This is a genomic window from Kosakonia sp. MH5, assembly GCF_009935945.1.
GTDB lineage: Bacteria > Pseudomonadota > Gammaproteobacteria > Enterobacterales > Enterobacteriaceae > Kosakonia > Kosakonia radicincitans.
In genome coordinates, this window is record NZ_QODH01000015.1 from 54,195 (window position 1) to 65,951 (window position 11,757).

An 11,757-nucleotide genomic window follows, 5' to 3' on the forward strand; every position below is an offset into this window, starting at 1 on the left:
GAGAAATTCCTGGTTGTCTGTTTTTATGCCACAATACGCTATTGTCAGTGGATTTTGCTATTGGTCACAAAAAAACGATTTTACATGGCTAACAGGGGCGAAATTCCGATGTTTCGGCAAAAAACGGCCTGGGAAACCAGAGAAAAAGCGTTCGCGGCATTTACCACCGGGCCGCTGATGGATTTCTGGCGCTCGCGTGAAGAAGCCGTGTTTACCGGTGTCGATAATGTACCCGTCAGTTTTGTCCGCTTTCGCGATCGTCGCCACGATCGGGTGATTGTGATTTGTCCGGGCCGCATTGAAAGTTATGTCAAATACGCCGAACTGGCGTATGACCTGTTCTACCTCGGTTACGATGTGTTGATTATCGATCACCGCGGGCAGGGGCGTTCCGGGAGAATGTTGGCGGATACGCACCGGGGTCATGTGGTCAACTTTAGCGATTATGTTGATGATTTGGCGGCATTCTGGCAGCAGGAAGTCGCCGACGGACCCTGGCGTAAACGTTATATCCTGGCGCATTCGATGGGCGGCGCGATCGCCACGCTCTTCTTACAGCGTTATCCGCATGTCTGTGATGCTATTGCCCTGTGCGCGCCGATGTTCGGCATTATCATTCGCCTGCCGGAGTGGATGGTACGCCCGCTGCTTGACTGGGCGGAAAGCTATCCGCGTCTTCGCGACAATTACGCTATCGGCACCGGAAGCTGGCGCGCATTGCCGTTCGCGATTAACGTGCTGACCCACAGCCGCGAGCGTTACCGGCGCAATCTGCGTTTTTATGCCGACGAACCGACGCTGCGTGTGGGCGGGCCGACGTGGCACTGGGTGCGCGAAGGCATTCTGGCCGGAGAACACGCGCTGGCAGGGGCGGCAAACGATGACACCCCAACATTAATTATTCAGGCAGAAGAGGAGCACGTGGTGGATAACCGCATGCAACAACGCTTCTGCGAAATTCGCGCTGCGGCGGGCCACCCTTGTGAAGGGGGAAAACCGTTTGTTATACCCGGCGCGTACCATGAGATCCTTTTCGAAAAGGACGCTATGCGCTCGGTCGCGCTCAACGCCATCGTCGAATTCTTCGACCGGCATAACTAATTATTTATTGAGGTAAAATTTTCCTATGTACCAGGTTGTTGCGTCTGATTTAGATGGCACGTTGCTCTCCCCTGACCACACACTGTCACCTTTCGCGAAAGAAACGTTAAAACTGCTGACCGGCCACGGCGTCAATTTTGTTTTTGCTACCGGTCGCCACCATGTCGATGTCGGGCAAATCCGCGATAATCTCGGCATCAAGGCGTATATGATCACCTCCAACGGCGCGCGCGTGCACGATACCGATGGAAATCTGGTCTTTAGCCACAATCTGGATCGCGATATCGCCAGCGATCTGTTCGGTGTGATGCACAACGAGAAAGATATCATTACCAATGTCTACCGTAACGACGAATGGTTTATGAACCGCCATCGCCCTGACGAGATGCGTTTTTTCAAAGAAGCGGTGTTCCAGTATTCGCTGTATGAGCCGGGCTTACTGGAGCCGGAAGGCATCAGCAAAGTCTTCTTCACCTGCGACAGCCATGAAAAACTGCTGCCGCTGGAGCAGGCGATCAATGCGCGCTGGGGCGACCGTGTCAACGTCAGCTTCTCGACGCTAACCTGTCTGGAAGTGATGGCGGGCGGCGTATCGAAAGGGCATGCGCTGGAAGCTGTTGCCGGTGCGCTGGGCTATGGTCTGAAGGATTGCATCGCCTTTGGCGATGGCATGAACGATGCTGAAATGCTGTCGATGGCCGGTAAGGGTTGCATTATGGGCAACGCCCATCAGCGCCTGAAAGATCTGCATCCGGAGCTGGAAGTGATTGGCACCAATGCGGATAACGCCGTGCCACATTACCTGCGTAAATTGTTCCTGCAATAAGATTGATGTCTGGTTATTAAATAATCAGACGTCAACCAAATACTCAAACTTTGCGCAATTGAGTTCGCTACAATGAAGCCTCACTATTTTGAGAGAGCTTCATTGTGGCGTTACTGATCATCACCACGATCCTGTGGGCCTTTTCCTTTAGCCTGATAGGCGAATACCTTGCTGGCCATGTCGACAGCTATTTCTCCGTGCTGATGCGCGTGGGGCTGGCGGCGCTGGTGTTTTTACCGTTCCTGCGCACGCGCGGGCACAACCTGAAAACCATTGGCCTGTATATGCTGGTGGGCGCGATGCAGCTTGGCATTATGTACCTGTTCAGCTTTCAGGCGTATCTCTACCTGACGGTCTCTGAATTCCTGCTGTTTACTGTCTTCACGCCGCTGTACGTTACGCTGATTTACGATCTGCTGAGTAAGCGCGGGCTGCGCTGGAGCTACGCCCTGAGCGCCGGGCTGGCGGTGATTGGCGCGGCGATTATTCGTTATGACAAAGTCAGCGATCACTTCTGGATCGGTTTGATTCTGGTACAGCTGGCGAACATCAGCTTCGCCATTGGCATGGTTGGTTATAAACTCCTGATGGAAACGCGGCCCATGCCGCAGCATAACGCCTTTGCGTGGTTCTATCTGGGGGCATTTGTTGTTGCTGTCACCGCATGGTTTGTGATGGGTAACCCGCAGAAGCTGCCGACAACCACTTTGCAGTGGGGCGTGCTGGTATGGCTGGGCGTGGTCGCTTCCGGTCTGGGTTACTTTATGTGGAACTACGGCGCAACGCAGGTTGACGCCGGGACGCTCGGCATTATGAACAATGTGCATGTTCCCGCCGGGCTGCTGGTCAACCTCGCTATCTGGCAGGAACAGCCGCACTGGCCGAGCTTTATTATTGGTGGTTCGGTGATAATGGCTTCGCTGTGGGTACATCGCCGTTGGGTCGCTCCGCGCTCCGCACAAACGGCAGGTGATCGCACGCGTGGTTCCGCGCTGAGCGAATAAACGCTTCCGTAACCGGCTGACGCTGCTCGCCGTCGCGCACCGCCGCGTACAGCCGGCTCCACAATCCTTCGCCCAGGGTTTTGGTCACCACCAGACCCTGGCGTTCAAAACTCTCCACCACCCAGTGCGGCAGCGCCGCGATCCCCATCCGGGCGGCAACCATCTGAATCAACAATAGCGTGTTATCAACGCTTTTCAGCGCCGGGCTGATGCCCGCCGGTTGCAGGAAATGACGCCAGATATCAAGGCGGCTACGCTGCACCGGGTAGATCAGCAGCGTTTCGCTGGCAAGATCGTCCGGTGTGATGCGCGCTTTTGCCGCCAGCGGATGATCCGGCGCCATCACCAGCCGTACCTCAAAATCAAACATCGGTGAATAGTGCAGGCCGCTGCGCGGCAGAATGTCGGATGTCATCACCAGGTCAAGCTCACCCTGTTGTAGCGCAGGCTGCGGGTCAAAGGTCACGCCGGATTTGAAATCCATCTCCACCTGCGGCCAGTTCTGGCGGAAGTTCTCAAGTGCAGGCGTTAGCCATTGAATACAGCTATGGCACTCAATCGCGATGCGCAACGTGGCTTGCTGCGGCTCGTTACAAGCCTGCAGCGCGCGGCTGATTTGCGGCAGAACCTGATTGGCCAGTTGCAGCAGGATCTCGCCCTGCGGCGTAAAACGCAGCGGCTGACTTTTACGCACAAACAGACGAAAGCCGAGGCGTTGTTCCAGATCGCTGAACTGGTGGGAAAGCGCCGACTGCGTCTGATGCAACGTTGCCGCTGCTGCAGCCAGCGACCCGCTGTTTCGTAACGCCTGTAGCGTTTTCAAGTGTTTAATTTCGATCATGAATGTCCTTCACCCCGGCATGAACAATTTGCGCTTGAGGTTTATACAGTACCTTCACAATATGGATGTGTAAACATCTGGACGTCTAAACTCGTCATATTTCGACTTGCAGGTGCGTTGGCTGCCTTGCGCGCCCCAGTCACTTACTTCAGTAAGCTCCTGGGGACACGCTACGTTGCCGCCTTCCTGCCAGCCGAACTATTTAGAGTTTTAGATTCAGAATCAAATAATTAAAGGAAGAAGACATGACAATACAAAACCACACCCTCGGTTTTCCTCGCGTCGGCCTGCGTCGCGAGCTGAAAAAAGCGCAAGAAAGTTACTGGGCGGGGAATTCTTCTCGCGAAGAACTGCTGGCGGTAGGGAGCGAGCTGCGCGCCCGTCACTGGGATCAACAAAAACAGGCCGGGATCGACCTGCTGCCGGTCGGTGATTTCGCCTGGTACGACCATGTTCTGACCACCAGCCTGCTGCTGGGCAATGTGCCGGCTCGTCATCAGAACAACGACGGCTCTGTCGATATCGACACCCTGTTCCGCATCGGCCGCGGTCGCGCACCGACCGGCGAACCGGCGGCAGCGGCAGAGATGACCAAATGGTTTAACACCAACTACCACTACATGGTGCCGGAATTCAGCAAAGGCCAGCAATTCAAACTGACCTGGACGCAACTGCTGGATGAAGTGGACGAAGCGCTGGCGCTGGGCCACAAGGTGAAACCCGTACTGCTTGGGCCGGTCACATACCTGTGGCTGGGCAAAGTGAAAGGCGAACAATTCGATCGCTTAAGCCTGCTGAACGATATTTTGCCGGTTTACCAGCAAGTGCTGGCCGAACTGGCGAAACGCGGTATTGAGTGGGTGCAGATAGACGAACCGGCGCTGGTGCTGGAACTACCGCAAGCGTGGCTGGACGCCTTCAAACCGGCGTATGACGCCCTGAACGGCAAAGTAAAACTGTTGCTGACCACCTATTTCGGAGGAGTCACGCCGAACCTGGACACCATTACCGCGTTGCCGGTGCAGGGTCTGCATGTCGATCTGGTACACGGTAAAGACAACGTTGCGCAGCTGCATCAGCGTCTGCCTGCCGACTGGCTGCTCTCTGCCGGTCTGGTGAATGGCCGTAACGTCTGGCGCGCCGATCTGAGTGAAAAATATGCGCAGATTAAGGATGTGGTCGGCAAACGCCCGCTGTGGGTTGCCTCTTCCTGCTCGCTGCTGCACAGCCCGATCGATCTGAGCGTTGAGACACGTCTTGATGCCGAAGTGAAAAGCTGGTTCGCCTTCGCCCTGCAAAAATGTGAAGAACTGGCGCTGTTGCGTGATGCCCTGAACAGCGGCAACACAGAAAAACTGAATGAATGGAGCGCCCCGATCCAGGCGCGCCGCCACTCTACCCGCGTGCACAACCCGGCGGTGGCAAAACGTCTGGCGGCGATCACCGCGCAGGACAGCCAGCGCGCGCGTCCGTACGCTGAGCGTGCACAAGTGCAGCGCGTGCGTTTCAACCTGCCAGCGTGGCCGACCACGACTATCGGCTCGTTCCCGCAAACCACCGAGATCCGCGGCTTGCGTCTGGATTTTAAACAGGGACGTTTAGATGCGGGCAATTACCGCACCGGCATCGCTGAACACATTAAACAGGCGATTATTGAACAGGAGCGTTTGGGGCTGGATGTGCTGGTACACGGCGAAGCTGAACGTAACGACATGGTGGAATACTTCGGTGAACACCTTGATGGTTTCGTCTTTACGCAAAATGGCTGGGTACAGAGCTACGGCTCTCGCTGCGTGAAGCCGCCGGTAGTGATCGGCGATGTGAGCCGCCCGGAAGCGATTACCGTCGAGTGGGCGAAGTACGCACAATCGCTGACCGACAAACCGGTCAAAGGCATGCTGACCGGTCCGGTCACCATCCTCTGCTGGTCTTTCCCGCGCGAAGATGTCACCCGCGAAACCATCGCCAAACAGATCGCGCTGGCGCTGCGTGATGAAGTGGCCGATCTGGAAGCTGCTGGCATTGGCATCATCCAGATCGACGAACCAGCACTGCGCGAAGGTTTACCGCTGCGCCGCAGCGACTGGGAGGCTTATCTGGCGTGGGGTGTGGAAGCGTTCCGTATTAATGCGGCGGTGGCGAAAGATGACACGCAGATCCACACACATATGTGTTATTGCGAGTTCAACGACATCATGGATTCTATCGCCGCGCTGGATGCGGATGTGATCACCATCGAAACCTCGCGTTCGGATATGGAACTGCTGGAGTCGTTCGAAGAGTTCGAATACCCGAACGAAATCGGACCGGGCGTGTACGACATTCACTCGCCGAACGTGCCGAGCGTGGAGTGGATCGAAGCCCTGCTGCAAAAAGCGGCGCAGCGCATTCCGGCACAGCGTTTGTGGGTGAACCCGGATTGCGGTCTGAAAACCCGCGGCTGGCCGGAAACCCGCGCCGCGCTGGCTAACATGGTGAAAGCCGCGCAGAACCTGCGTCAGCAGTAAACAGCCATGCGCCGCCGGAATGTTCCCCGGCGGCGTTTTTTGAGGTATTACGGCGTTTCGGTTAACAACTCCAGAGAGAGTGTGTAGACGCCGGGTTCAAACACATCGCCATCCTGGCCATAAAAGCTGAATGTTTGCTCCGCGCCAGCCGCCAGCGGGTTATTGGATTTATAAGCATCGTCCGCCGCGCTCCAGGTACTGTCGAGATTGACCCCCAGATTCGGCACAAGGTGTTTCTCCGCGCTGTTACTGGTGCTAACCCATACGATATCGCCATTACTCCCGCGAGAATCCCCCTGCCCACGGATGTAATAAGTGCCTGCGGTGGTCGATCCGTTTTTAATAATGATGGTCGCAGCATGATCCATAATAGAATCGCCAGTATAGATATTGCCTGCCCCCAGCGTTCCTTCAGCGTCCATGCCTTTGGTAATGCTCCATGATGTTGGCGCATTCAGCGTCATGGAGGTGGTCGCGCTTCCATGGGATGTCAGTGCCGCAAAACTCTGGTTGCTCATCAGGGTCAGTAAAGTAGTTAGCATTACTTTTTTCATTATCATCATTCCTTTAATTTCATTGTCATTACACAACTTTGGATGCGACAAAGACACAAAAGCTGTGGTGCGGCTTCTCATTCAGGAAAACCGTAAAAATGGGTAGAGCAGTTAACCCTCTATGCCAGCGTGACCTCACGCAGCGGTGTTACGGCGTTTCAGTTAACAACTCGATCGAGAGGTTATAAGTGCCGGGTTCAAATGTATCGCCGGCCTGCCCATAAAAACTGAACGTTTTCTCATCGCCTGCACCCAGCGGGTTGTTCGATTTAAAGGCGGTGTCGGCAGCACTCCAGGTACTGTCGAGCGTGGTGGTAAGATTTGATACAACGTGTTTTTGCGTACTGTCGCTGGCATTGACCCACACAATTGTGCCGTCGGTCTCAAGGGAATCCCCTTGTCCGCGAATGTAGTACGTGCCCGCCGCCGTCGAGTCGTTCTTAATAATGATGGTCGCAGCATGGTTCAGAATGCTGTCGTCGGTATAGGTGTTGCCTGCCCCAAGGATTCCTTCTGCTTCTACGCCTTTGGTGATGCTCCATATTGCTGGTGCGTTAAGGGTCATGCTGGTGGTGGCGCTACCGTGGGATGTCAGCGCGGCAAAACTCTGGCTGCTCATCAGCGCCAGTAAGGTGGTCAGCATTATCTTTTTCATAAATCATTCCTTTAGTTTCATCATCGTTAATTGATCCCGCGCCGCATACCTGGACGTGGGTGGCGTCACCTTTACAGGTGACAACCTGTTGCGCAGGCTTCCGATCCTGAAGCCAGCGTAATGCGTTGTGCTCATTGTTCAGGGGACGATGGCAAGCGCGTTGGCCGTAATGACGTACTCATCGGCAACGGCTTGCTGGTTTCCGTCGATGACAATCTGAAAGCTGGCTCGCGTCGCGGAAGTGCTCCTGACGATGCCGCCTCGATCCTTGTTCTCCCCTGACCAGCCTTCACCTGCCAGCCGGATCCGCAATTGGTGCGCAGAATCACGCTTTCCCGTCAGGACATATCGCCCCGGTGCCGAAGTGCTCTTCTGTGCATTCAGCCAGACCAGATACCCGGAATGTGCCTCCTGAAAAACCATCCGGCCGCGGCCGATAACAGTGCCATCACGCAATTTGGTGTCCTGGGGCGGACGTATGTTCAGCGTGACTTCTGGTATGGTTTCCGCTGCCTGCGCCTCTGCTGCGGGTAAACAGATCGCGGTTGCTATCAGTAACGGGAGTGCGATTTTCTTTTTCATTTCAGATACCTTCATGTTGAATGGCACATTGCGCTAAGGGCATAGATACCCGCCGAGCTTTTTTCTTCAGGCAGACGGTAGTCCGCTATGCACGAGCGTTCATGACCCAGCGAGACCAGAAGTCTTCCCGTTTGTGGAAGCCCGCTCATGTAAACCTCTCCACCATCACCCGTAATGCCTGCTCCGGTATTGGTCTCATTACCCGCAAGCGTGACCAACGCGCCAAAGGGCACCAGACGGTTATTCGCCTGAGTCAGCGTGATGACGGCACGGGCACCTGTCCGGGTTGAGAATTTCGCCGCGATGACTGCACCTGCTGTGGGGACTATCCGGGTGTCCGTTTGCGGGACTTCAACATCAGCGGGTAGGGTATTGGGATCGAGCGTCACTAAATTCGCCTGATAGGGCATCACATAGTCCAGCGTGGTGTATCCACGAAAATCGGTTTTCACTCCGGGGATATCGCCTGCCGATACGCCTGCTGCGCCCGGCGCTTCCACCAGCGCCACGGTTTCTCCCAGCGGCTGGCCCAGCGTGATCCCATGGCGATGAATCACTACGCCGCCAGCCAAGCCCGCATTCATCTGTCGGGAGGATGGGCTATAGCGATAGCCGCCTTTCAATTCACCATAAGCGCCGCGCCAGGTCAGATTAACCAGGCTGCTGTTTCGGTCAGTCGCCGGGTTGCCTGGCGTCATCCGTTCACGTACATCCCAACTCAGACGGCGATCAAAACTGTCGCCATTCAGTCCCATTTCATGCTGCGCACCGCGTATATCCCCGTTTACCATCTGATAACTGGCCCGTGTGTGGTTTCCCATCCAGCGATCCAGAGGCAGGCTAATCCAGAAACTCACTTCCCGATCCGTTTTACGCCCGGCTGGCTGCGCGCCGCTGTGGTAAACCGGCTCCTGGCGTTGCGTCCAGTTCAATGAGCATGTGGCATCGTGGAAACTTGTGGACCAGGAGACCATCAGCTCATCCCGCGTCCCGCGCTGTTGCCAGTAGCTCTCCCTGGCCCCCGTCAGGCTCACTGAACCCCACTGTCCCAGGGACTGGCTGAGCGTCAGGCTGGAGCGCGTTTTACGGCGCAAATTGTTCTGATTCAGGTATTCGCCAGCGTCATGCGCCCGATCACTGTCCAGCACTGCCGACAATCCGTGAAATCCCGACGATGCGTAGCGGTAGCTGGAAAATGTGAATCCAGTATTCGTCGCTTCAATGTTTTTGCTGTAGCGCACGCGCCAGGCGCTGCCTTGTGCATGCGCTTTTCTGTGCGGCTTTCTCTGTTCCTGAATACCATCCAGCGAAATAGCGCCCAACCTATTGAGTGATACCCCTAACCCCAGCGATGCTGCGCTGTAATGGGCTGCGCCCTGTAAACCACCGTAGGCCGTTATGCCCCATGGCAGCCCATACATCAGTGACGCCTGAGCAACATAACTATCGCTGACCGCGCCATTTGACGGGCGATGGCGACCGCTCATCAGGTTGTATTTGAAGTAACCTTCACGCAGCGCGATAGCTGGCGTGGTCGAGGGCACAATAAAACTTTGCTGGTGCCCGTCGTTTTCAAAAACTGTCACCTGTAAGTCGCCGCCGTCACCGGCGGAGGGAAGATCTGTCAACGCAAACGGCCCTGGTGCAACGGTGGTGCTGTAAATCACATAATTGCTACGTTTGACTTCAATCCGGGCCTGCGTATGCGCGATCCCCCGAATAACAGGGGCGAACTCTCTTTGGTTATAGGGAACCATTGCTTCATCGGAGCCAAGCATCACTCCCCGAAATGGAATGCTGTCAAAGATGTCGGCCGGGGTATAACGATCCCCCAATGCCAGACGGCTTTTCAGGCCATATAATCCGCGTTCAGCATAGGTCCAGGCTGTCTGCCATTTTCCTGGCGATTGGCCCTCTTTCTGCCAGGTTGTCAGGTTCCGCAAACGCCAGGCACCGAGATTCGCTCCCGGTTCGAGCTGGGCAAATATGGTGCTATTCGTTGAGGATCCACTGCCTGATGACGTCGAACGGGCCGTATTTATGCGGTAATTCATCCGCAGGGCAGGAATGCCATCATCCCAGAGTTCCTGTGGCGCGAGACCTGATACCTTCGGGCGCAGTGCTGCCTGCGGGACACTGAGCAACAATTGCTGCCGATAAAACTGGAATGTTTCTGTCGCCTGCGGAATAGCCGTCAGCGCCGCACATTGCTGTGTTTCGTCATCGGTTGTTTTCTCTGAAGCGCGAGCGGCAAACAGACCAGGGTACTGTTCTGTTTTCACGCCATACTGTGTCAGCAGTGCTTCAGTCAGGCAGGTTTTCAGAAAACGCTTGCCACTTTTATCACGCGCCTGGTGGAATACCATCTCCCTGGAATCCACCACGTCGCCATTTAGCAAAATGTCTACCGGGTAAATTCCAGGTAGCTGGCTTCCTTCGTTAAAAACCGAAATATCAACGTTTCTTCCTTCTTCGCCACCTAACAGTGCGGGATCAAATGACCAGCTTTCTGCCGCCGCATTCACTGATGAACATGTGCAGGCAGCTATCCCAAAAGAGAATAATGGCAGAATATAATATTGTTTTACTGTCATATAAATGTGAGTTAAACAACGTTGAATATTATTGTTTTATAAACAGTAATGTGGCCCTAAATATATCTTCTGCCCTTCGATAAACACAAAATCAAAGAGGATAAAAACGCGCATCGTTGTCATAGAGCAAGAGTGGTATCAATAAATTAGCACCTGCATATTAATTTCACATATTCATATGCATAATAAATGTGCTTGCTTCTACGCCGTGTCGCATTAAATAACATGGTTATTCTGCGTTAGTTTGCCAGGTCTGGCTTTCACCGCCGTAATCGTTCACGATCTTCCATTCAATCCTTTTACTTCTTGTCGCGGAAGGCAGTGTGAAATCACGCGAAGAGAAGGGCGCAACGTACTTGATATCCTGTACGGTAACGTCATTAATTTTTAGCGTACTGATATTAATGTAAAACGGTGAGTTGTTCGTTGCGGTCAACTTATTACCGTGCTGTTGCCATTGCAGGCGATTTTCTGCATCGTCAGGATGGCCTTTTAACGCGCCTGGCCGAATGAGCAGTTTGATGCAATTATTTATAGTGAGTTGAACGTTCAGTGATACTTTATCGGCCTTTTCTTTTGCCCACTCGTCTCCCGCTTTAGGGGGAATTCCCTTAACACATAACCACTGTAAAGTTTCACGGTCGGCCCTGAAATTACCGCCGGTACGCACAATACGTAATCGGCTGGACTGCTGTCCGTCCAGGCGCATCAGCGGGGGCGTTACAACAAACGGTGCTTTATTCTTCCTGTTTTCCTCCAGCGCCTGAGATTGAATCAGAATGGGGTAATCCTGCGGATTGGTTACCGTCAGGGTTGTACCGTTAGACGCAGGATCATAAATCAAACGAGAGGCGCCAAGCCGGACTGAAAACGTTTGGGTCGACGTTGCAGAATGGGAGGATGCGGCTGAGGCGATGTCAGGGAAAAAGCAAATAGATATGGCTAAAAGTGACAATGCTGAAATATTTTTTTTCACGTGACTACCCTGTATGAAAATATAAGAAAAAACGCTAATAAATAGTTGCGCAGAAGAAATCATTTTTTACGGAACTTAGCCCGGGTTTTGTTATGTCCAACACCACTCTGTGGTGCT

Annotated in this window: 10 protein-coding genes; 4 read left to right on the forward strand and 6 right to left on the reverse strand. The window is 54.2% G+C overall.

Annotated features, from left to right (window positions below; all coding sequences use genetic code 11):
• The first annotated feature begins 108 nt into the window (after window positions 1–108).
• From pldB to DK872_RS24985, 3 genes are all read left to right on the forward strand, one after another.
• Window positions 109–1,101: a lysophospholipase L2 gene (gene pldB, locus DK872_RS24975; protein WP_007369154.1), complete on the forward strand. Its 993-nt coding sequence runs from the start codon at window positions 109–111 to the stop codon at window positions 1,099–1,101.
• Window positions 1,102–1,126: 25 nt separating this feature from the next.
• Window positions 1,127–1,927, forward strand: a complete 801-nt coding sequence (gene yigL, locus DK872_RS24980; protein WP_007369153.1) for a sugar/pyridoxal phosphate phosphatase YigL — start codon at window positions 1,127–1,129, stop codon at window positions 1,925–1,927.
• A 104-nt stretch (window positions 1,928–2,031) separates the two neighbouring features.
• Complete coding sequence (locus DK872_RS24985; RefSeq protein WP_071531953.1) at window positions 2,032–2,931, forward strand: carboxylate/amino acid/amine transporter; 900 nt, start codon at window positions 2,032–2,034, stop codon at window positions 2,929–2,931.
• On the opposite strand, the gene metR is transcribed toward DK872_RS24985, so the two are convergent.
• A complete protein-coding gene (gene metR, locus DK872_RS24990; protein ID WP_007369151.1) occupies window positions 2,819–3,772 on the reverse strand; it encodes an HTH-type transcriptional regulator MetR in 954 nt (317 codons plus the stop codon). The two genes, DK872_RS24985 and metR, sit on opposite strands and share 113 nt — an antisense overlap.
• Before the next feature lie 245 nt (window positions 3,773–4,017).
• On the opposite strand from metR, the gene metE reads away from it, so the two are divergent.
• Entirely contained in the window at window positions 4,018–6,279 is a 2,262-nt protein-coding gene (gene metE / locus DK872_RS24995; protein ID WP_161518935.1) for a 5-methyltetrahydropteroyltriglutamate--homocysteine S-methyltransferase, read from the forward strand.
• Between the two features lie 47 nt (window positions 6,280–6,326).
• On the opposite strand, the gene DK872_RS25000 is transcribed toward metE, so the two are convergent.
• The 5 genes from DK872_RS25000 to DK872_RS25020 all read right to left on the reverse strand — a co-directional run bounded on the left by DK872_RS25000 (window position 6,327) and on the right by DK872_RS25020 (window position 11,640).
• The gene (locus tag DK872_RS25000; RefSeq protein WP_234427018.1) at window positions 6,327–6,821 is read right to left on the reverse strand and encodes a hypothetical protein; all 495 of its coding nucleotides are present in this window, start codon (window positions 6,819–6,821) and stop codon (window positions 6,327–6,329) included.
• Window positions 6,822–6,981: 160 nt separating this feature from the next.
• Window positions 6,982–7,488 (reverse strand): hypothetical protein, encoded by a 507-nt coding sequence (locus DK872_RS25005; RefSeq protein WP_035889533.1) that lies wholly within the window; start codon window positions 7,486–7,488, stop codon window positions 6,982–6,984.
• 138 nt (window positions 7,489–7,626) lie between these two features.
• Window positions 7,627–8,070: an AfaD family invasin gene (gene afaD / locus DK872_RS25010; protein WP_050998870.1), complete on the reverse strand. Its 444-nt coding sequence runs from the start codon at window positions 8,068–8,070 to the stop codon at window positions 7,627–7,629.
• An 11-nt stretch (window positions 8,071–8,081) separates the two neighbouring features.
• Entirely contained in the window at window positions 8,082–10,664 is a 2,583-nt protein-coding gene (locus DK872_RS25015) for a fimbria/pilus outer membrane usher protein (protein ID WP_161518936.1), read from the reverse strand.
• Window positions 10,665–10,893: 229 nt separating this feature from the next.
• Entirely contained in the window at window positions 10,894–11,640 is a 747-nt protein-coding gene (locus tag DK872_RS25020; protein WP_072441371.1) for a fimbria/pilus periplasmic chaperone, read from the reverse strand.
• Window positions 11,641–11,757 lie beyond the last annotated feature (117 nt).